At 69.4% G+C, this 21,539-nt stretch carries 12 protein-coding genes; 7 read left to right on the forward strand and 5 right to left on the reverse strand.

The features are described 5' to 3' along the window. Positions 1 to 12: 12 nt before the first annotated feature. The 3 genes from ABT009_RS02815 to ABT009_RS02825 form a co-directional block, all read right to left on the reverse strand. Positions 13 to 3,300: a non-ribosomal peptide synthetase gene (locus ABT009_RS02815; protein WP_351288821.1), complete on the reverse strand. Its 3,288-nt coding sequence runs from the start codon at positions 3,298 to 3,300 to the stop codon at positions 13 to 15. Between the two features lie 147 nt (positions 3,301 to 3,447). Next, the gene (locus ABT009_RS02820; protein WP_351288823.1) at positions 3,448 to 6,072 is read right to left on the reverse strand and encodes a Pls/PosA family non-ribosomal peptide synthetase; all 2,625 of its coding nucleotides are present in this window, start codon (positions 6,070 to 6,072) and stop codon (positions 3,448 to 3,450) included. A 514-nt stretch (positions 6,073 to 6,586) separates the two neighbouring features. Next, positions 6,587 to 7,627 (reverse strand): NAD(P)-dependent alcohol dehydrogenase, encoded by a 1,041-nt coding sequence (locus ABT009_RS02825; RefSeq protein ID WP_351289508.1) that lies wholly within the window; start codon positions 7,625 to 7,627, stop codon positions 6,587 to 6,589. Between the two features lie 137 nt (positions 7,628 to 7,764). Here ABT009_RS02825 and ABT009_RS02830 point away from each other — a divergent pair, with 137 nt between their 5' ends. From ABT009_RS02830 to ABT009_RS02840, 3 genes are all read left to right on the forward strand, one after another. Further along, the gene (locus ABT009_RS02830; protein WP_351288825.1) at positions 7,765 to 8,565 is read left to right on the forward strand and encodes an SDR family NAD(P)-dependent oxidoreductase; all 801 of its coding nucleotides are present in this window, start codon (positions 7,765 to 7,767) and stop codon (positions 8,563 to 8,565) included. Between the two features lie 154 nt (positions 8,566 to 8,719). After that, on the forward strand, positions 8,720 to 9,589 hold the full coding sequence (locus ABT009_RS02835) for a branched-chain amino acid ABC transporter permease (RefSeq protein ID WP_351288827.1): 870 nt from the start codon (positions 8,720 to 8,722) through the stop codon (positions 9,587 to 9,589). Between the two features lie 11 nt (positions 9,590 to 9,600). Next, positions 9,601 to 12,102, forward strand: coding sequence for an ATP-binding cassette domain-containing protein (locus tag ABT009_RS02840; protein WP_351288829.1), 2,502 nt, complete (start codon positions 9,601 to 9,603; stop codon positions 12,100 to 12,102). 99 nt (positions 12,103 to 12,201) lie between these two features. Here ABT009_RS02840 and ABT009_RS02845 read toward each other — a convergent pair whose 3' ends face one another. Then, positions 12,202 to 13,044 carry a mycofactocin-coupled SDR family oxidoreductase gene (locus ABT009_RS02845; protein WP_351288831.1) on the reverse strand — a complete coding sequence of 281 codons (843 nt, stop codon included), beginning with the start codon at positions 13,042 to 13,044 and terminating at the stop codon, positions 12,202 to 12,204. A 337-nt stretch (positions 13,045 to 13,381) separates the two neighbouring features. Between ABT009_RS02845 and ABT009_RS02850 the strand changes: the two genes are divergently transcribed. The 4 genes from ABT009_RS02850 (at position 13,382) to ABT009_RS02865 (ending at position 19,577) form a co-directional block, all read left to right on the forward strand. After that, positions 13,382 to 14,719 carry an FAD-dependent oxidoreductase gene (locus ABT009_RS02850; RefSeq protein ID WP_351288833.1) on the forward strand — a complete coding sequence of 446 codons (1,338 nt, stop codon included), beginning with the start codon at positions 13,382 to 13,384 and terminating at the stop codon, positions 14,717 to 14,719. A gap of 42 nt (positions 14,720 to 14,761) precedes the next feature. Further along, positions 14,762 to 16,318: an aldehyde dehydrogenase gene (locus ABT009_RS02855; RefSeq protein ID WP_351288835.1), complete on the forward strand. Its 1,557-nt coding sequence runs from the start codon at positions 14,762 to 14,764 to the stop codon at positions 16,316 to 16,318. A gap of 162 nt (positions 16,319 to 16,480) precedes the next feature. Continuing rightward, on the forward strand, positions 16,481 to 17,614 hold the full coding sequence (locus ABT009_RS02860; protein ID WP_351288837.1) for an acyl-CoA dehydrogenase family protein: 1,134 nt from the start codon (positions 16,481 to 16,483) through the stop codon (positions 17,612 to 17,614). 16 nt (positions 17,615 to 17,630) lie between these two features. Further along, positions 17,631 to 19,577: an oxidoreductase gene (locus tag ABT009_RS02865; RefSeq protein WP_351288839.1), complete on the forward strand. Its 1,947-nt coding sequence runs from the start codon at positions 17,631 to 17,633 to the stop codon at positions 19,575 to 19,577. 203 nt (positions 19,578 to 19,780) lie between these two features. Here ABT009_RS02865 and ABT009_RS02870 read toward each other — a convergent pair whose 3' ends face one another. Continuing rightward, positions 19,781 to 21,469, reverse strand: coding sequence for an AMP-binding protein (locus ABT009_RS02870; protein WP_351288841.1), 1,689 nt, complete (start codon positions 21,467 to 21,469; stop codon positions 19,781 to 19,783). Positions 21,470 to 21,539: the final 70 nt, after the last annotated feature.

The following is a 21,539-nucleotide window of genomic DNA, read 5'->3' on the forward strand; positions in this document are numbered from 1 at the left end:
TCAGCGTGCCGCTCAGGAAGAAGGCAGCAGTTCGGCGGTGCGCAACACGGCCTGTGCCGCTTCGGTCGGACAGGTACGCAGGAAGTAGTGGCCCCCCTCGGCGAGCTCGTGCAGGTCGACGTGGTCGGCCAGAAGCCGCCAGTCGCGGTGGCGGCGCGGGTGGTCCGCCGTGATCGGGTCGTCGTCGGCGACGACCACGGTGACCGGCGCGGACACCTTCACGGCCGGGGGAGTGTCGAGGGCATCGGCGAAGTAGCGGTGTGCCGACACGCAGTCGTGCCGGTAGGCGGCACCGACATGCTCGGCGCGCTGCGCGTCCAGCTCATGGAGTTCGGTGTAGCCGCGGTCCGTGCTCAGCCTCGCGGCGATCTCGGTGTCGCTCTGCCCGGTCAGCTCGGTGACGGCGTCGCGCCGCTCGGCGGCATCACCGAGCAACTGCGCGGCCAGGAACACCCGCTGCACGTCCACCCCGCGCTCCTGAAGCTGCCTGGCCGTCTCCACGGCGAAGGCGGTGCCCGAGGAGTGACCCCACAGCATGATCCCGGTCAGCCCGCGCTCGGTGATCTCGGCGACGACCTGCTCGACGACGTCTGCCATCGATGCGAAGGGCTCGCTGTGGGCGGCCACGTCGTGACCGGGCAGCTCCACGGCGTGGACCGCGATCCCACTGCTCCGCAGCGCCTTGGCCATCGGCTGGAAGTTCACCGCGTTGCCGCCGGCGTAGGGGAAGCACACCAGGGCACCGGCCGGTGTTCCGTCCGGCTCCGAAAGGGACTGGAGCAGCCCGGAGCGCCGCTCGGACCTGCCGTCGACCAGCGCGGCCAGATCGGCGAGGACCGGGTGACGGGTGACGTCCTTGAGGGACACCGCGCGGTCCAGGGTGATCGCCAGCTTCACCGCCGACAGCGATGTGCCGCCCCGGTCGAAGAAATGGTCCCGCCGGCCGATCTGCGTCTGCGGCATGCCGAGCACCTCCGCCCAGGCGGCGGCCAGCCGCTGCTCGGTCGGCGTACTCGGCGCGTGATCGTCTTCCTCGTACTCCTCGACGACGTCGAGCTCTCCCGCGAGCGACGCCAGCGCCCTCTTGTCGATCTTGCCGTTGGCGGTCAGCGGCAGACTCTCCCGCCAGTGGAAGGCCGACGGCACCATGTACGCGGGCAGCGACTCACCCAGCCGGTCCCGCAGGACGTCGACCGGGAGCGCCTGTGGGCCTGAGTAGAAGGCCACCAGGTGCTTGCTCTGGTCGGCCCGCTCGGCCACCACCACCGCACCGTCGCGGACACCGGGCACCTGCAGCAGGGTGTTCTCGATCTCACCGATCTCGATCCTGAACCCGCGGATCTTGACCTGGGTGTCGCGGCGGCCGAGGAACTCCAGCTTGCCCTCGGGCAGCCAGCGGCCGTGGTCACCGCTCCGGTAGAGCCGGGCGCCCTCGCGGTGCGGATCGGGCATGAACGCCTGCTTGGTGCGGTCGGGGTCGTTGACGTAACCGCGGCCGACGCAGATCCCGGAGAAGACGATCTCGCCGGGGGCGCCGAGCGGCACGGGGTTCAGGTGCTCGTCGACGATGTAGACGTGCACGTTGCTGACGGGGAGACCGAGCGGGACCCGTTCACGGTCCGGCACGTGGTCCATGACCTCGTGGTTGGTGTCGTCCGAGGTCTCGGTCAGGCCGTAGGCGTTGACCAGCTTGATGTCGGGCTCGGCCGTGAACCAGCGCTGCGTGAGCTCCTTCTTCAGCGCCTCACCGGTGACGGACACGCACCGCAGGTCCGGCAGTTCACGCGGGTGCTGCTCCAGGTACGTCAGTACGACTTCGAGGTACGACGGCACGACCTGGAGCACGGAGACCCGGCCGCGGACGATCTTGTCGACGAACCGCTCGACGTCGAGGATCACGTCCTGCTCGACCAGCAGCGTCCGCCCGCCGACCAGGAGCGCGGAGACCAGTTGCCACAGCGAGATGTCGAAGCACTGCGGCGCGGTCTGGGCGACCACCTGCCCCTCGGCGATCTCCAGGTCGTCGATCTTGGCGTAGAGGTGGTTGAGCATGCCGGCGTGCTCGCACATCGCGCCCTTGGGCTCACCGGTGGAACCGGAGGTGAAGTAGATGTAGGCCAGCTGGTCCGGCGCGACCGCGATGCCGAGGTCGTCGTCGGCATGGTCCTCGTCGCAGGCACTGCCGATGAAGAGCTTCGTGACTCCCGGCAGGGAGTCGAGGGCCTGGTCGAGGGTGGTGGTGCTGCCGGGTTCGGTCAGTACAAGCCCGCACTCCGCGCGGGAGAGCATGGCCCCGATGCGGTCGGCCGGGAAATGCGGCTCGATGGGCAGGTAGACGCCTCCGGCCTTGAAGACCGCGAGGACGGCGGCCATCCAGTCCAGGTTCCGCTCGGTCACCACGGCGACGACGCTTTCGCGCCGCAGTCCTCGCGCCAACAGGGCCCGACCCAGCCGGTTGGCACGGGAGTTGAGCTCCCGGTACGTCCACTGCCGGTCGCCGTGTATGGCTGCGACGGCGTCCGGGTGCGCTCGTACCTGCTGCTCGAACAGCTCGTGCACACGGGCGTCGGGCAGGTCCCGGCGCGGTCCGGCGAGCCCTTCCAGCTGGAACCGGAGTTCGTCGGCGGGGAGCAGGCTCACCCGCCCGTGCTCGGCATCCGGGTCCGCGGCGATGAGCGCGAGCGCGGAGAGGTGATAACCGGCGATCCTGGTGGCGCAGTCCGTGTCGAGCGCGTCGGTCCGGTATCGCAGCCGCAGTATGAGCCGGTCACCGTGGTGGGAGGCTCCAAGCCACAGCACGGTGTCGTCGGCGAGATCACCGTCTCCGGTGGGATCGCCGCCGACTCCGGTCGCATTCGGTTCGATCACCGTCTCGATCGACGGTTCTGTCAGGCCGAGCTCACGCCTGAGACCGTCGACCGGAAAGTCCTTGTGCGACAGCAGTTCCGACGCCGCTCGATGGGTGTCGAGCAGCAGCGCCCGCCACGAGCCGGGCTCGGTCGTCAGCCGGCAGGGCAACGGCCGGCCGCGCTCCTCGGCTATGTAGCCGGTCGTGACCTCGTGCTCGCCGGACAACGCGGCGAGCACCTTGGCGTGCGCGGCCAGCAGCACGGAGTCGAGCGGCACCGTGAGGTCGTCAGCCAACCGGCGCACTGCCCCGGCGACATCGTCCGGGACCGTGGCCTCGTACTCGCCGACGCCCGGCACCGGATGGAGCGTCCACCGCGGGATCGTGGTGGATCCACCGGCGACGAGCACACCGCGCCAGAACTCCCGGTCAGCATCCACTCGCGTTGCCATCGATCCGTCCCTCTCCGCTCACCGTTGCCACCGTGTTGTTGGCCGCCGCCGGTCTGGGCGGCTCCGTCTGTCGTCGTTGTCTCCCGGCAGAACGGCGGGTCGACCGTGTCGTCCACCCAGTCGAGCCCGCCGACCGAGACGGTCCGGCTACCCCTTCTGTACGAGTGCCGGGGGCTGACGGATGGCATCTCGCATCTCCGCGGCCGGATTTCCGCTCCACCGTGCGTGCTGTGGGACTTCCTCGCCCTTCATGAGAAAGGAGTCGGCCGCGAGCAGTGCGCCGTCGCCCATCGTCACGCCGTAGTGGACGTGGGAGCCGACACCGAGGGTGCAGCCGTCGCCGATCGTGCTGCGGTCGGACTTGAAGGTGCCGTCCTCCTGCGAATGGCACTGGATCTTGCTACCCGCATTGAGGGTGCAGTCGTTCCCGATGGTGGTGAGCATCCGCTCCGTCAGATAGCAGCCGTCATCGAAGACCCTGCTGCCGATCCGCACCCCAAGCAGCCGCCAGATCACGTTCTTGAAAGGGGTTCCGTTGAACACGTTGAGCCATTCGTCGGGCACCTTCCACAGCCGTTCATGCCACCAGAAGTACGGGTCGTAGATGGAGCACAACCGCGGTTGCAGCCCGCGGAACGCCACGATGGCGCGCTCCACGAGTACGAAGTACAGGGGAGTGAACGCAAGGGAGAACACCAGGAACGCAGCGATCAGTACGTGCCCGTAAGAGGCGGCATACAGATCGACGTCCGCGAGGGCGATGACCGTGAGCACGAAGAAGTACAGCCACCGCACAAGCAGGTGGAAGACCATCGACCGGATGTTGTAGCGGTTCTTCGCGGCGAGGTTGCGGCGCAATTCGTCGCCGGTCCGCATGTGGTCGAACCGTGAGTCGCGCTCCACCGAACGGGGAATCTCGAAGCACGGCGAGCCGAGCAGACCCACACCCTCGCGTACTTCGCCGTCGAGCGGGACCATCACTTTCGTCGCGAGGAGGCAGTTGGCGCCTGTCTTCGCCCCTGACGGATAGGCGATGTTGTTCCCGAGGAAGTTGTGCTGCCCGATCGATGCCCGGGACACCCGGAAGGACGTGCTCGAGAAGTCGGCATTGACGATCGACAGACCGTCGGCGACCATCGTGCCGCTGCCGACAGAGACCAGATACGGGGTCTCATGCTGCACTTCCGTGCCGAAGTTCGACCCGGTCTGCTCGACCCGGGACAGGCCGTATCCGAGGCCGCGCAGATAGTGGACGATGTAAGAGCTGTCACCGAAGAGCCATTTGAAGAACTTCACGTTCGTCATGCGCGCGATCGCCCGGTGCGTCGAGTAGTGAAAGCCGTACAGCGGATAGACCTTGTCCGGCTTGACGACAAGGTTCAGCAGACGCGGAACGGTGAACAACAGGGCGAGGCCCAAGGCGACGAAGCCGAAGAACAGCATGGCGGACACGATCAGCGCGTCGACGTAGAGCTCCCGCGACGTGAGCCCCGCCGAGCCCGGGCGCAGCCGGTCGCTCAGTACCGGGATCTCCGTCAGCAGCATGTACAGGCCCCCGACGGCCAGTGGCACGCCGAGGAGGAACAGCTGCCCCACGGTGACGAGGCCGAAGCCGGCCCGCCGCAGCGTGCCGCACTTGGCGGGCGGAACCCTCACATAGTCGAGCTCCGTGGCCTGCGCCGGGGAGCCGTGCCACCGCTGGCCGTCCGGGACCGCCTGGCCGCTGTGCAGCGAGGACGTGTGACCGAGCTGCGACCCGTCACCCATCGACGTGTCGATGTCGAGCACGGTCTTCTCGCCGATGAACACGTCCCGGCCGAGGATGACCGGGCCCGTCTGGATACGGCCGGCGTGCGCCCGGTAGCAGTGGAAGAACGAGTCCTTGCGGATCACCGTGCCGGCGCCGATGGTGAGCAGGTCGGTGCAGACCGGAACGTTGCGGGAGAGGATCGTGACACCCTTGCCGATCCGCGCGCCGAGCGCCCTCAGATACAGCACATACAGGGGATTGCCGACGAGGAAGACCATCGGATTGGCGTGGAGCAGCACCTTGACGGTCCAGAAGCGCAGATAGGTGAGGCCCCAGACGGGGAACTCACGTGTCTTCCAGCGGCCGATCAGAATCCATTTGGCCACGATCGGGAAGGTGCACAGAGCGATGAAACCGGCGCCGCCGAACACGACCGACCGCAGATAGATATCGATCGTATTTGCCCCGGCGGCTATCCATGAATAGCCTCGGGCGGTGACGAGCGCGGCCAGGTACGAATACCCCAGGAAAAGCAGCAGCTGCATCGTTCCGCAAAGGGTGTATTGCAGAGTTCCGGCCGGTTTCGCTTCCGATGATGCCGCGACCGACGAGCGTACGGAGGCGGGGGCGGAGGCGGTTTCGGCTGGTTCGGTCGGTGCGGCGTGGGCCAGCGCCGTGGCCAGGCTCCGGATCGTCTGGTGGCTGTAGACGTCCTTCATCGACACGGACGGCAAATCCGCCCGCTTCCTGACTCGTGCACAGAACTGAGCCATAACCAACGAATTAGCGCCGAGGTCATGGAAGAAATTACTGTCGACCGACACCCGCTCGACGCGTACGACGCCGGCCAGGATCTCTGCGAAGTTCCTCTCGGTGTCCGTCGACGGGGCGTTGTCTGTCGACGGAGCGTTGTCTGTCGACGGGGCGTTGTCTGTCGACAGGCCGGTCGTACCCGTACCGCGCTTGATGACTGCAGATTCATCCGGCCCGGTCGTGAGGACCTCGGCAGACTTCTCTACCATGCAAGCTCCTTGAGGAATCTCGACCACCATCGGCCGGGGGACCGACGCTCGATGTCCTCGCGCTGAAGGATGAGCGCCGAGCAGCTAAAGCAATTTGAAAGGATTCGGAAGCCACGAGGTCGTGAGTGATTGCCTTCACGAAACCATTGCGATCAGTTTCCGTCGTCCACGGTCGGGGTGCCACTCGGCCTGGACCGGGCGCGAGCGCGTCGGCACGACACGAGGCTCGTGGGTGTGGCGGGCCGACGCTGCTCAGGCGCCTCCGCGCAGGTCAGGCGCCCCGGTTTCGCATTACTGCATGCGGGTGGGTGGAGGGAGCCTGCTCCGGAGGGGAGGTGAGCCGGGGCGGACCTGGCGGCCCGCAGCGCATTCGGTTCGCGCCTGGGCGCTCGAGGCGGAATTGAGCGAATATGGAGGCGGCATTTTGTGCGCAGAGGAATGAAATAGAGAAGTGAACAGAGGAATGCCTAGAAAAAACCGGACTTCGGAACCTTGAATTTCACCCCGGCACCTGTCAGCCGGGTATCAGCACAGCCCGCCCCGACACCCGGCCCCGCCGTAGACGGTCGAATGCCTCCGGTGCGGCGGACAGCGGGAAGCGCTCCGCCTCGACGTGCAGCGCTCCCGAGCGTGCCAGTGCGATGACCTCGGCGAGCTCGGGCCGGGTGCCCCAGAACGGCAGCGAAAGCCGGAACCCCGGCGGCAGAAAGCCCGGCTTGCGTACCGTCATCTGCCCTCCGCCGCTGCCGACGAGCGCCAGTTCCCCACCCGGGCGGAGGATGTCAGCGGCGAGTTCAAGGGTTGCGCTGTTGCCGACGAAGTCGAGAACGGCGTCCACCCCCACGCCTCCGGTTCGCGTCCTCAGCACGCGGGCGGTGTCCGCTCGCATCAGAGTGCCGGCGTGCGCGCCACTGCGTCGGGCGAGCGCAAGGGCCTCCTCACGGATGTCGACTGCCAGAACGCGGCTCGGCGTGGTTGCGCGGAGTATCTGGACGGCGAGGTGGCCGAGGCCGCCGACACCGATGACCGCCGCGGTGCTGTCATCACCGAGGGCATGGCGGACTCCGGCGACGGCATGGTGCGAGGTCAGGCCCGCGTCCGAGAGAGGCGCCGCCTGGTCGGCCGGCAAGTCACCGATCGGCACCAGATGTCGGCCTGCCGGTACGAGCACGTACTCGGCCATCCCGCCGTCCCGGCCCAGTCCGACCCCGTGCCAGCCGAGATCCTCGCGCCGATCGCAGTAGTTGTCCCGGCCCGCGGCGCAGCGAGCGCAGGACCCGCATCCCCACGGCCCGTAGAGCACCACCCGTTCGCCGACCGCCGGACTCTCGGCGTGAGGGCCGAGGGCCGCGACGTGCCCGGCGACCTCGTGGCCGAGGGTGAACGGCGGCCGGTAGGGGAGTGCGCCCGGGGAGCTGTCGATGACGTGGACGTCGGAGTGGCAGAGCCCCGCCGCCTCCACCCGTACCAGCACGTCGGCCCCGTGGGGGACCGGCCGCTCGACTTCGCAGAGCGCCGGTTCCCGTCCCCACGCTGTCAGCCGCACCGCCTTCATGGTCACCGTCCAGGGTCTTGTCAGTTCGACGCCGGCGACGATAACAGAGACGAAGTCAGTTCAGTATTCATGGTGCACGTATCCGGGCGCAGGTATCAGGGCGCACGTACTCAGGGCACAGGAGAAGGAGCACGAGGATGAGCAAGGACGCACAACCGGGCCGGTTCGCGGACAAGGTCGCGATGGTGACGGGAGCCGGATCGGGCATGGGCGCGGCTGTCGCCAGGCAGTTGGCCGCAGAGGGGGCGAGGGCCGTGGTCCTGGCCGACGTGAACGGCGAGGCCGCCGAAGTCGTCGCCAAGGACCTGCCGGCCGGTCGGGCGCTGGCACTCGATGTGGCGGACGCTGCCGCGGTCGACGGCGCCGTCGAGGACGTACTGCGCGAGCACGGGCGGCTCGACCTACTGGTGCACGCTGCCGGGGTCGACGACCCGGAGGCCAAGCAGTGGATCGCGGACGCGCTGGCCGAGGGGCGTCCGCCCGAGGTGACCGACCGGCTCGCAGACGCGGCCTGGCGGCGTGTGATGCGGGTCAACCTGGACGGCACCTTCCACGTGCTGCGTGCCGCGGTACGGGCGATGCGGGCCGCCAGGGAGGGGGCGATCGTCGTCATCGGCTCCTCCTCGGCCTTCGACACCCCGGTCGGTTACCCCCACTACGCCGCGTCCAAGGCGGGTGTCCACGCCATGAGCCAGGCCGTGGCCAAGGAGGTCATCGCGTCCGGGATCCGGGTGAACGTGGTCGCGCCCGGCCCGACCGAGACCGGCATGGCGGCGCGTACCCCGGCGGCGCTGCGCACCGGCCTCGCCGACGCCAGGGTGCGTCCCTACGCGACGCCGGAGGAGATAGCCGACATCGCGTTGTTCCTGGCGAGCGACGCCGCGGCGAACCTGGTCGGCGCGGTGCTGCTCGCCAACGGCGGCCGTTTCACGGCCTGACCGGCTTCCGCGCCCGGCCGAATCAACTCGTGCACAGGTATTGCCCGCCCGCAGCTCGATGCTTACGGTTCACGAATTGAGTTCAGTTTGCAATGCGCCCCGGTGGCGCCGAGGTGCCGGGCCCGCGGGCGCTCGGCACGAGGAGACGGTCGACGTGGATCAGTTTCTGCTCGTACTGGTGAGTGGTCTCGCCAGTGGTGCGGTGTACGGCCTGATGGGCCTCGGGCTGGTGATCATTTATCGGGCGACGGACGTGGTCAACTTCGCCCTCGCCAGCCTGGCGACCGTCGGGCTGTACGCCGCGCTGACATTGCACGACAGCGGACTGCCGCTGCTCCTGGCGGCCGTGGCCGCCATCGCGGTGACAGTGGCGACCGGCCTGGCCGCCCGCGAGACGGTGATCAGGCCGCTCGCGCAGGGGGAGTTGCTTTCGGCACTCGTCATGACCATGGGCGTCTCGCTCATCGCGGAGAGCGTCATCAGCACGATCTGGGACGACCAGCCGCGGCTCTTTCCCAGCCTGGTGGAGGGATCCGTCTCGTTCGGAGGCTCGGCGATACCGGCCCAGAGCCTCCTGACCATCGCCGTGGCAGCGGTCGCGATGGCATTGGTCGCGTATCTCTTCGGACGTACGACCATCGGGTCCGCGATGCGTGCCGTCGCCGAGTCCGCCGACACCGCGCAGATTCTCGGCCTCGGTTCGCAGCGCATCGCCCGGATCTCCTGGGCGCTGGGGCTCGGCCTCGCGGCGCTCGCAGCCTTCCTCTACGCGCCCCGCGCCGGCCTGGTGCCGACGGTGCTCAGCGCACCCCTGTTCCGCGCCTTCGCCGGGATCTTCCTCGGCGGACTGACCAGCATGTACGGAGCCGTCATCGGCGGGCTGACGGTCGGCGTGCTGGACAACCTGGCCGCGAGCTACGTCTCGGCCGGCTACCGCGACACCTTCGTGTTCACGTTCACCATCCTCGTGCTGCTGATACGCCCGCAGGGGCTGTTCGGCGTACGTACGTTCCAGCGGGTCTGAGGGAGCGGTCCATGTCTGTCTTCAGTCGTTCCAACCTCGCCAGGGCGGCGCTCGGGCCGCTCGCCGCGGCCGCGCTCATAGCCGTGCTTGCCGCGGGGGCCATCCCGCCGTACCAGGCGTACTCCGTAGGGCTCGCGGCCGTCTACACCGTCCTCGTCCTCTCGGTCAGTCTGCTCGCGGGCTGGGCCGGCATCTGGTCGATCGCCCATCCCGCGTTCTTCGCCATGGGCGCCTACTTCGCCGCCTACGGCAGTACGCACGGCTGGTCGCTGGAGACCGTGGTGCTCGGCGCGATCGCGTGCAGTGCGGCTTTCGGGGCATTTCTGGGGTCTGCGGGCGCCCGGTTCTCGATGCTGTACGTGGCTCTGCTGACCCTCGCGTTCACGATGGTGTCGCTGGAGGTGATGGGCCAGTGGACCACCGTGACCGGCGGTGACCAGGGCATTCCGATGGAGAAGCTGGACAGCGCCCTGGGCCTTGGCACGCTGGCCAGCGCCGGCTCACAGGCGCAGTACATCGCTGTCGGCGTGGCCGGAATCGCCCTGGCGGTGGCCGCGCTCGCCCGGCCCAGCGCACTGCGGATGCGCCTCGTCGCCGCCAAGTCCCACCCCATGGCAGCACGTTCGATCGGCATCGCGCCGGAGGCCCAGTCGGCGCTCGCCTTCGCGGTCAGCGCCGCGTTCGCCGCGCTGGCGGGGGTACTGCTGGCCCTGGTCGTCGGGTTCGTCAGCCCGGACCCGTTCTCGCTGGCCCTGGCCATCTCCCTGATCGCCGCGTGCGTACTCGGCGGCGCGGGCACGCTGCTGGGCGCCGTCGTCGGTGGCGCGTATCTGACCTGGGCTCCGACGGCCGCCGAGAGCGCAGGGGTTCCGCAGCCGATCCTCCAAGGCGTCGTACTCATCGCCGCATTGCTGTTCCTGCCGGGTGGCGTGGTGCTCTTCCTCGGGCGGATGGCGCGCAGGCTGGTGCGGCGGCCCGCGCCGCAGACCTCCACCCTCGTCGAACCGCCCGAAGAGCCCGTGCCGCACGTGCCCGCTCCCACCACAGCCGGCCCGGAGCTGCTGCAACTTGACGAGGTGTCCGTCACCTTCGGGGGCCTCAAGGCACTCGAAGGCGCTTCGATGTCGGTACGGGCGGGCGAGACCCTCGCGATCATCGGGCCCAACGGCGCGGGCAAGACGACACTGCTGAACGTGCTGTCCGGGCTGGTCGGAGGCGGACGCGTCGCGGGCAGCGCCCGGTACGGCGGCAAGCCCCTGCTGAAATCTCGTGCCACCGCCCGCCGGAGGCTCGGCATCGGCCGAACCTTCCAGCACGCCGAGACGTTCCCCGAGCTGACCGTCCAGGAGAACGTGCTCTGCACCCGTCGCCGTATCACCGCGCACAACCGGGCCAGAGCCGCGGAACTCCTGGAGAGGGTCGGCCTCGCGCATGTCGCGGACCGCTACCCGGGCGAGCTCCCGTTCGGCCTCCACAAGCGCCTCGACCTGGCCAGGGCGCTCGCCGAGGAGCCCGAACTGCTCATCCTGGACGAGCCGTTCGGCGGTCTCGACGCCAGTGAACGCACCCTGCTGGCGCGGCAGATCGTACGGCAGCAGCAGCGCGGCACCGCCGTCGTGATCATCGACCACGTCCTCGACGACCTGTTCGCCGTGGCCCACCGCGTGGTCGCCTTCGACTTCGGCCGGCCCATCGGCGAGGGCGAGCCCGGCAAGATCCTGGATGATCCCCGGGTGCGGTCCTCATACCTGGGCGAAGGCGGTGCGCGGGAGGAACTCCCGCACCTGGGCGGCACCGAGCGGGCCGCCGTGCACCTGGACGGCGTGGACCACGCTTACGGCGGGGTGACCGCGCTGCACGGGGTCGACCTCACCATTCCGCAGGGCAGCATCGTCGGCGTCGTCGGTGCCAACGGCGCGGGCAAGAGCACGCTCGGCCGCATCCTGCACGGCACACTCCCGCCCACCCGTGGCAAGCGCGCGGCAGCCCAGGACTTGCGCACCGCGCTGGTGCCCGAGGGCCGCGCCCTGTTCAAGACGCTGTCGCTGCGGGAGAACCTGGAGGTGGCCGCATACGCCGCCGGCATCAAGGGAGCAGATCTCAAGGCACGCCTCGAGGAGACCGCCGAGTGGCTGCCGCCGCGACTGCGCGACCGGATGGGCGTACCCGCCGCCGGCCTCTCCGGGGGCGAGCAGCAGATCCTGGCGATCGCCCGCGCCCTGATGGCGCGGCCGGACCTGCTGATCGTCGACGAACCGGCGCTCGGCCTGTCCCCTGCGATGGTCGACGAGGTGTACGCCCGCGTCGGCCGGCTCGCCCGCGAGGGCATGACCGTCGTCCTCCTCGAGCAGTCACTCGGCCGCGCCGCGTCCGCCTGCCACGAGGTGGTCGTGCTGCACGAAGGCGGCATCGCCGTCCGCGGCGAACCCGCAGACCCGGCGTTCCTCGCCCGCGCCGAACAGGCCTACTTCGACGGGCAGGACGACGCTCCCATGGCCGCCGCACAGGGGTGAAGCCGACGCCCGGCGAGACGCCCGGAGGCAAGCGGAGGCCGCTCACGGTCTTGTGCCGTGAGCGGCCTCCAGGAGCATCCGCCTTCGCCGCTCTCTTTGTCAGCCCTTCTTGACGGTGTTGCCGGCATCGACGGGCAGGGCGACGCCCGTGATGTAACGCGCAGACTTGGAACACAGCCAGGCCACGGCCTCCGAGACGTCCTCGGGCTCGATCCACGGGACGTCCGGAAGGATGTTGAGGGCCGCGAAGGGCTCGTGGACGTCGGCTGCCGTCGGATTGGTGACGGCGGGGGCGAAGAGTTCGAAGGTGGGGGCGTTCACGACGAGGGGTGTGTTCACGGTCGTGGGACAGACGGCGTTCACGCGGATGCCGTGCGGCCCCAGCTCCTGTGCGAGCACCTTCATGAACCCGATGACCCCGTGCTTGGCCGCCGTGTAGTGCGCCGTGTTGAGGTAGCCGAGGAGGCCTGCCGTCGAGCTGGTCAGGACGACCGAGCCGCCCTCTCCGCGCTCGACCATCGAGGGGAGCGCCGCACGGACGGTGTTGAAGACACCGGTCAGGTTGACGTCGATCATGTCCTTCCACACGCGCTCGGGCATCTCCCAGCTGACGGACCACGACCCGATGCCCGCGTTGGCGCAGACGATGTCGATCTTGCCGAACTCGGCGAGGCCGCCGTCGACGACCTTCTGAACCTGACCGAGGTCGCGTACGTCCGCTGTGCCCGCGAACGCGCGACGCCCTCGTGCCTCGACCTGCGCGACGGTCTCCTTGAGATCATCGCTGGTGGCCAGCGGATAGCCGACCGTCTCCACGGCGTCCGCGCAGATGTCCAGCACGATGACGTCAGCGCCCTCCTCCGCCAGCCGGCAGGCATGCGACCTTCCCTGGCCGCGGCCGGCTCCCGTGATGAAGGCGACTTTTCCGTCGAGGGTTCCCATTCTCTTCTCCTCCGCAGATGGCGACCCGAGATGCCGGTCCGGTCGTGCGGACAGCGCCGCGCGAAATGGATCCCTGGCAGGCCCCTCAAGCTAGGAATTGAACTGAACTGGCGTCAAGAAGTGTGCCGGAGCCGGTTTTCGGTCGCCCGGGCTGGCGAACCGAGACTTGTGCCCCCACAACGCAGTGTGTTCTGCGCTTTGCCGGTAGAAGTAGCATGCACTGATCCGAGCACGACTGTTGCACTTTGAATTGGATTCGGTTTTGCTAGCTGGTTGTCAGGGCGAACACCAGCGGGACTCGCTGGAGAGCCGATCCCTTGGCCCGGAGGAGAGCCGCGTGCACACGGACGACGTCGACCTGCTGATCATCGGTGCGGGAATGGCGGGGCTCACCGCCGGCGCCCGCGCAGTCCGCAACGGCCTGTCCGTGGTGATTGTCGAGATCGGTACGGACGTCGGTGGCTCCGCACGCTTCGCCGGCTACGCGTGGACCGCTCCGAGCCACGACGTCATGGACGAGCACAATCCGCGCGGCGACATCGCGCTCAAGCGCGCGCTGGTGGACAGGTTCGCCGACGGTATCGCCTGGATCCGCTCCATCGGCGTCGAGGCCAAGGACGCCCAACGGATCCTCAGCTTCGGCCGCGGGCACCAGTTCGACACCAACCACTACGTCGACACCTGCCGACGACTCATCGTCGAAGGCGGTGGCGAGCTGCTGCTCGGGACCGACACCGAACGGCTGGTGGTCGAGCACGGAGTCGTGGTCGGCGCCGACCTGACGGCAGCCGACGGCACGCGCAGGCACGTGCGGGCCCGCACCACGCTCATGGCGACCGGCGGATTCCAGGGCGACCTCGCCCTGCGTACCGCGCATGTGCACCCCCACGCCGACCGCATGCAGCTCCGCTCCAACCCCCACAGCCGCGGCGGCTACCGCTTGGCCACCCAGGCCGGCGCGGCCACCGGCGGCGACGACGCCGGTTTCTACGGCCACCTCATCCCCAGCGGCATCCCCTTCGCCGACCCGGCCGACTTCGTCGACATGTCGCTCTACTACAGCGAACACGCCCTGCTGTTCAATCTGCAGAGCGATAGGTTCGTGGACGAGACGCTGGGCGACCACCTCACGGCCATGGCCCTGCTGGAACAGCCCGAAGGCCGCGGTCTGCTCATCGCCGATGCCCGGGTGTTCCGCGACTGGATCGTCGGCTCGTACGTCGAGGGCGCCGTAGCCGTCGACAAGTTCGCCCTGGCCAGCAAACGAGGCGGCCGCGTCGGACTCGCCGAAGACCTCGACGAACTGGCCTACCTGCCCGAGGAATGGGGCTACCGGGGCGAGGCCATCCGCAACGCCGTCAAGCTTTTCAACGAGCAGGCCTCCGTAGGAGCGGAGCCGGTGCCCGGCCGGGAACTGGACCGCCTGCCGCTGGACGAACCGCCGTACTACGTCATCGAGACGGTGCCGGCCATCACTTTCCCGTTCCACGGCGTGCGCATCGACGACCGGGCTCGCGTGCTGGGCGAGGACGGCCGGCCGATCGGAGGGCTCCTCGCCGCCGGATCGGATACCGGCGGCCTGTGGCACCGCGCCTACGCGGGCGGCCTCGCCTCAGCCCTCGTCTTCGGGCTGACAGCCGCCGACACGGCCACCGAGACGGCACACCGCTCCTGAGCAGGACCCGTCGTCACCACTACTGCCCTGCGGGAGGGAAAGATGACAGCCATCGATCACAAGGCCTTCTTCATCAACGGGTCCTGGCGAGCGGCCGAGGGCACGGACAACTTCGACGTGATCTCCCCGAGGTCCGAGCAGCGCATCGGGCGGGTCCCCGCCGCCTCGAAGGAGGACATCGACGCCGCGGTCGCCGCGGCCAGGCACGCGTTCGACGAAGGGGAGTGGCCCAGGCTCACCCCGGCAGAGCGAGCCGACTACGTCTCCCGTCTGGCGGACGGGATCGAGAGGCGACGGAACGAGCTGGCCGAGCTGATCACCGAAGAGCTCGGCTGCACGCTGTTCCTGTCGCAGGTCTACCAGACGGTGTCGCCCGTCATGAGCTTCAACTACTCCGCCGAGATCGGCCGGAGCCTGCAGACGGACGAGGTGCGCATCAGCGACCTCTCCCCGCTCTCGGGCAAGTCGGCAGGAGGAAGCATCATCCCCATGGCCGGGTCCAGCCTGGTCGTCAAGGAGCCCGTCGGCTTGGTCGCCGCCTTCCCGGCGTACAACTTCGCGCTGCCCGCGATCGGCCAGAAGGCCGGACCGGCGCTGATCGCGGGCTGCACCGTCATCGTCAAGGTCACCGAGCCCAACCCGCTGGCGACATTCGTGGTCGGCGAGATCTGCGAGGAGATCGGCCTGCCTCCCGGTGTCCTCAACGTCGTCGCTGCGCGGGCACCCGAGTCCGAGTACCTGGTCCGCCACCCCGGTGTGGACATGGTCAGCTTCACCGGCTCCGTCGACGTCGGCGCCAGGATCGCTGCGGCCTGCGGAGAACTCGTACGGCCGTGCGTGCTGGAGCTCGGCGGCAAGTCCGCGGCCATCGTGCTCGAGGACGCAAAGATGGAGGACGTGCTGCCCACCCTTGTCGGGGCCAGCGTCGGCACCAATTCGGGCCAGAGCTGTGTCGCCCAGACACGACTGCTGGTTCCCGAATCCCAGTACCCGGCCTACGCGGAGGCCCTGGCCGACGCGTTCGCCTCGCTCAAGGTCGGCGACCCCATGGAAGCCGACACGGTGGTCGGCCCGCTGGTCACATCCCGCCAGCGTGACCGCGCCGAGTACTACGTGGACGTGGCCCGCAAGGAGGGCGCGACCATCGCCTCGGGCGGCCGTCGGCCATCGCACCTGAACCGTGGGTGGTACTTCGAGCCGACCCTCATCACCGATGCACACAACGGGATGAGGGTGTCGAGGGAGGAGATCTTCGGGCCCGTGGCCTCCCTCATCCCGCACCGCGGCGAGGACGACGCCGTGCGTATCGCCAACGACAGTGATCTGGGGCTGGCGGGCTCCGTGTTCACGGCGGACACGACACACGGGTTCGAGATCGCCCGGCGGGTGCGCACGGGCACGTTCTCGGTCAATACCTTCGCGGCCGACCTGGGCTCGCCGTTCGGCGGCTTCAAGAAGTCGGGGCTCGGGCGCGAACACGGCCCGGACGCCGTCGAAGAGTACCTGCTGACGAAGACGATCTCGATCGACCCGAGCCAAGAGCTTCCGCAGTCGGTGACCCGGAACGTTCCGCACGGAACCGGACCCGGGGCGCGCTGACCCGCCCGGCTCGCCGCCGCGGCCGAGCCCCGGCGGCAGAGCGCCCTCGGATCACCGCCGCGGCCGAGCCCCGGCGGCAGAGCGCCCTCGGATCACCGCCTGTCCCCGCCGTCGGCGCGCGGCCACCAGACCGTTCAACCAGTTTCCTGCCTTGGAGGCCCCATGCACCGTCGTCATCCCGAGATCGACCCCCAGCTGCTGTCCGAGACCGAGGAACAACGGGAACTCCGCACGGTCCTGCGTGACTTCTTCACCGAAGCGAGCGGACCCGAGGACGTCCGCAAGCATCTGGCCACCCCGCGCGGACACGACGAAGCCCTGTGGGCACGGATGGCCGGCGAGATCGGTGTGCACGGGCTCGCGATCCCCGATGAGTACGGCGGATCCGGCTTCACCTTCGCCGAACTCGCCGTGGCACTGGAGGAGTCCGGGCGCGCCCTGTGCTGCGCCCCGCTGCTGCCCACCGTGGTGCTCGCCGGGTACGCCCTGCTGAACAGCGGTGACCGGCAGGCATGCGAGCGCTACCTGCCGCGGATCGCCGACGGCACGCTCACCGCGACGGTGGCCGGTTTCCACGACGACGAGCCCCTCATCAGCGCCGAGCGCGGCGCCTCGGGCTGGGTGCTGCGTGGCGCAGCGGGCTTCGTGCTCGACGGAGCCGGTGCAGATTTGATCGTGGTACGGGCACGGACCACCGACGGCCCACGGCTGTTCGCATGCGAGCCGAACGGGGACACCTGCACGCGGACACCGCGTCGCGTCCTGGACGAGACGCGACGCCAGGCCCTCGTGGAGTTCCGCGGCGCACCCGCCACACCGGTGGGTGACTCGGGTGAGGTGACGGCGACCCTCGACGCCGGGCGGGCAGCGCTCGCCGCCGAGCAGATCGGCGGAAGCGGCCATGCGCTCGACGCAACCGTCGAATTTGTCGCGCAACGCCAGCAGTTCGGGCGCCCCATCGGCTCCTTCCAGGCGGTCAAGCACCGGCTGGCCGACGTACTGGTCGTCCTCGAGGCCGCCCGCTCGGCATCCTCGTACGCGACCGCCTGCGTGGCCACCGCGTCACCGCAGCTGCCGGTGGCCGCGAGCGCCGCCGCCGCTGTCTGCTCCGAGACCTTCCGCCTGGCGACCGCCGAGTACGTCCAGCTGCACGGCGGGATCGGCTTCACCTGGGAGCATCCGGCGCATCTGTACGTGCGCCGGGCGCGCAGCAGTGAGGTGCTGTTCGGCACGGCGGACCGGCACCGGGCCCGGCTCGCCGAACTCATCGGTCTCGCCACCCGGTCCGCCGCCTGAGCAGGAAGTGAGCCACATGACGCAACCCATCGACCTCGCCCTCGCCACGCCGTTCACGCTCGGCGGTCTCACCCTCCGCAACCGCCTGGTCGCCACCGCCCACGCCACCGCCGCCGTCGCCGACGGCGCCCCCACCGAGGCCGATGCGGCCTACTGGCGGCGCCTGGCACAGGGCGGGGTGGGCATGGTGATCACCGGTGGCACCGCCGTGGCCCCGGAGTCGACACTGCCGCAGCGCTACCTGACCGAGGCATGGCGCCCCGAGATCAAGGACTCCGTGCGCCGGCGGGCCGAGGCCATCACCGACGGCGGTGCGGTGGCCATCGCCCAGCTCGTCCACCTCGGCCGGGAGACCCTGGGCGCGGGTACGTACTACGCGCCGGTGTCCGCGGCCGCCGTCCGCTCACCCCGTGAGGCGACCGCGCCGCACGCGCTGAGCACCGAAGAGGTACGCCGTGTCGTCGACGCCTTCCGTGTCTCGGCGGCCAACAGCGTGCAGGCCGGCTTCCACGGCGTCGAGCTGCACGCCGGACACGGCTATCTGCTCGCCCAGTTCCTCTCCCGCGTCAACAACACCCGCGACGACGAGTACGGCGACCGGATCGCCCTGCTCGCCCAGGTGATCGACGCGATCCGCACCGAGATCGGTGAACTCCCCATCGGCGTACGGGTCTCGGTGGAGCCCGGCGAGGACTCCGGACTCGGCCTCGACGACCTGATCGAACTCCTCCCGCGCCTGAGCGCCGCCTCCCCCTTCGCGTACGTCAACGTCACCACCGGCGTCCGCAACACCTACGTCCCCGGCATGGCCACCGCCCGTCCGCCGCTGCTGGACGCCGTGGCCCGGCTGCGCGCGGCGGTCGCACTGCCGTTGCTGGTCAGCCAGGGGTTCCGGTCGGGCGCCGACATCGAGCGGGCGCTGGACTCGGGGGCTGATCTGGTCGGCATGGCGCGGCCGTTCATCGCCGACCCGGACTTCGCCCGCAAGGTGATCGCCGGCGACGAGCGCTCCGTACGCCCCTGCACGGGCTGCAACGAGGGCTGCCGGACCTTCGAACCCACCGGGTCCTGCTCGGTGAATCCCGAACTCGGCCCGCCGGGTGCCGCGACCCGCCCGGCCGTTCCGCTGATGATCACGCGGCCGGGCTCCCGCACCGGCTCCGTCGCCGTCCTGGGCGCGGGCCCCGCGGGCATGGAGTGCGCGATGGCGCTCGCCCGCAGCGGCGGCAGGGTGGTCGTCTTCGACTCCGCTGGGGAAGTCGGCGGCCAGGCGCGCCTCGCGTCCCTCGCCGCACACCGCTCCGGGTGGCAGAAGTTGGTGGACTACCAGCGAGACCAGCTCGCCGACCTTGGCGTCCGCGTGGTTCTCGGTACGTCACCGACGTCCGCCGAACTCGCCGAGTACTCCCAGATCGTGCTCGCCACCGGGGCGGAGGAGGCGGTCGTGCCCGTGCCGGGCGAACTCCCCACGCTCACCAGCACGGACTTCCTCCACCGGTACGCCGAGGTGGTACCGAGCGCGCCCAGGGTCGCCGTGCTCGACGACGGGTTCGGCTGGTGGCAGGGCATCAGCGCCGTCGAGAGCGCGCTGGCGGCCGGCGCCCGTGAGGTCACGGTCATCACGCCCGGCAACGGTTTCGCGACGGGCCTGTCGCCGGAGAACCGCACCCAGCTGATGAACCGCCTCACCGGTGCGCCCCTGCGCGTCGTCGCAATGAGCACCGTGACCTCGACGACTACCGACAGTGTGCGGCTGCGCCATGTGCTGGACGGCCAGGAGACGGACCTCGCCGCCGACGTCCTGGTGACCGTCGGCGAACGCCTCCCTCGGCGCCCCGACTTCACTCCGGCTGACGGCCAGACCGTCCGCGCGGTCGGTGACTGCGTCGTGCCGCGCCGCATCGCGCACGCGGTCGCGGAGGGCCGGGCGGCGGCGGAGGCGGTCGCGGTGAGGCCGCTGTGACCCCGCACCAGAGACCAGACGTCGGCTGGGCGCTGGGTCGGCGGGTACCCGCGTGGTTCCACGTCGGCGGCTCGCAGCCGTGAGCGACTGGCTGGGGGTGCGGGTGCGGTGCTCCTTTGCCGCATCCGCACCAGGCCACCAAGCCCAGGCGCAGCCGAGTGCCGGCCCGTGCACCGCTGCGATCACCGCGCGGTTGTTTCATCTCACCTTTCGTGGACGGCAAGGACTGTCATGTCGGCCATCCGCTGCGGCATCTTTCCGCGGCTGTGCAGCCACTCCCGGAGGGCGAACTTTTTGATCTTGCCGCTTGCCGTGTGTGGCAGGGCGTCGACGACAATGAGGCTCTCAGGGATCTTCTGGGTGGCAATTTCACGCTCAGTCAGGTGGGCCCTGACCTCCTCGAGAGTGAGCTCCCGTCCCTCGGTGGTCACCACGAACGCGCAGCCCCGCTCGCCTGTCCGGCGGTCGGGTCCGGCAACGACGGCAACCTCGGCGACAGCGGGATGCTCGCCGAGCAGGTTCTCCACTTCGTGGACGCTGATCTTCTCGCCCGAGCGGGTGATGATGTCCTTGATCCGCCCCTCGATATGGATTGCGCCGTGCGCGTCGAACCGGGCCAGGTCGCCGCTGCGGAACCAGCCGTCCGAGGTGAATGCGGCTTCGTTCAGCTGGCTGTCGAGATATCCGAGGCAGGTGTCCGGCCCGCGCCACAGCACCTCCCCGATGACGCCCTGCTGGACCGATGCGCCCGCCCCGTCCGAGATTACGACCTCGGTCGGGGCGAGGGGCACACCGTCGGTGTGGGTGCGGATCCCGGACGGGTCCCAGCGGTTGGCCGCGGTCACTGAGGGGCCTTCGGTCGCCCCGTACATTCGGGTCACCACACCGAGCCGATCAGTGGCCCGGCGGGTGAGCTCGTCGGGGATGTCCGCGCCGCCGCAGACGATGTAGCGGATCGTCGGCGTTATCACGTCCGCGGCCTCGGCGGCGCAAAGCAGGTCGGTCAGGAAGGGCGTCGAGAAGATCATGAAGCTCGCTCCGCTGGTGGTGATCCGGTGCAACGCGAGTTTCGGGTCCCACAGGTCCTGGAGGACCACCGGAGCGCCGAGCAGGAACGGCAGAATGAGGGCGCAGTTCACCCCCGTGACATGGGTGACCGGGGACGGGTTGAAAATCACGTCGCGTTCGTTCAACGTGAACTGGTCGATCATGGAGAAGTTCTCGAACACCAGCGTGTTGTGGCTGTGCAGCGCCCCCTTGGGGTCTGCGGTCGTACCCGAGGTGTAGAGCAGCAGGCAAACCTGGTCGGGATCGGGCTCGGGCAGGGCACGCACTGTGGCTGCCGGATCGGGGCCGGCAGAGTCGAGGAACGCCTCCCAGGAGATCGTGAGGGACTCTCCCGTGCTGTCACCGGTGCGGCCGCCGACGACCACCACGTCCCGCAGCTCGGGAAGGTCACCGCCCAGACCCTTGTAGAGCTCTGGATAGTCGAAGCCCCGGTAACGGCTCGGCACAAACACGATCTTCGTTTGCGCCTGGCCGAGGATGAAGCGGAGCTCGTGACCGCGATAGATGGGCACGATCGGGTTGGCGACGGCACCCACCTTCATGATCGCCTGGAACAACACGACCGCTTCGGCTCGGTTGGGCAACTGGAACGAGACGACGTCATCCTGACCGATACCGCGAGCGTGGAGGGCCGCGGCCAGCGCCGCCGCCTGCCGGTCGACTTCGGCGAATGTGAGGTGGCGGTCACCGTCGACCACGGCGAGCGCGTCCGGCCACAGGGCGGCTGCCCGCGTCAGGTACCAGCCGACCGGGCGATCCCGCCATGCCCCAATAGCTCGGTACTGCGCGGCGAGTTCGACCATGGGGGGATGCGTCGGCCACATCGATTGCCTCCTGGGATGTCATCAGTCGGGGATGGTTATGCAACGAACCTGCGAACCAGGGGCTGGCACA

It is taken from the genome of Streptomyces sp. NPDC002896 (assembly GCF_040295225.1).
GTDB lineage: Bacteria > Actinomycetota > Actinomycetes > Streptomycetales > Streptomycetaceae > Streptomyces.

Excerpts from the sequence above, each read along its gene's own strand:
- ABT009_RS02815 (WP_351288821.1), bottom strand. The coding sequence starts at position 3,300 with ATGGCAACGCGAGTGGATGCTGACCGGGAGTTCTGGCGCGGTGTGCTC.
- ABT009_RS02820 (WP_351288823.1), bottom strand. The coding sequence starts at position 6,072 with ATGGTAGAGAAGTCTGCCGAGGTCCTCACGACCGGGCCGGATGAATCT.
- ABT009_RS02825 (WP_351289508.1), bottom strand. The coding sequence starts at position 7,627 with ATGAAGGCGGTGCGGCTGACAGCGTGGGGACGGGAACCGGCGCTCTGC.
- ABT009_RS02830 (WP_351288825.1), top strand. The coding sequence starts at position 7,765 with ATGAGCAAGGACGCACAACCGGGCCGGTTCGCGGACAAGGTCGCGATG.
- ABT009_RS02840 (WP_351288829.1), top strand. The coding sequence starts at position 9,601 with ATGTCTGTCTTCAGTCGTTCCAACCTCGCCAGGGCGGCGCTCGGGCCG.
- ABT009_RS02845 (WP_351288831.1), bottom strand. The coding sequence starts at position 13,044 with ATGGGAACCCTCGACGGAAAAGTCGCCTTCATCACGGGAGCCGGCCGC.
- ABT009_RS02855 (WP_351288835.1), top strand. The coding sequence starts at position 14,762 with ATGACAGCCATCGATCACAAGGCCTTCTTCATCAACGGGTCCTGGCGA.
- ABT009_RS02860 (WP_351288837.1), top strand. The coding sequence starts at position 16,481 with ATGCACCGTCGTCATCCCGAGATCGACCCCCAGCTGCTGTCCGAGACC.
- ABT009_RS02865 (WP_351288839.1), top strand. The coding sequence starts at position 17,631 with ATGACGCAACCCATCGACCTCGCCCTCGCCACGCCGTTCACGCTCGGC.
- ABT009_RS02870 (WP_351288841.1), bottom strand. The coding sequence starts at position 21,469 with ATGTGGCCGACGCATCCCCCCATGGTCGAACTCGCCGCGCAGTACCGA.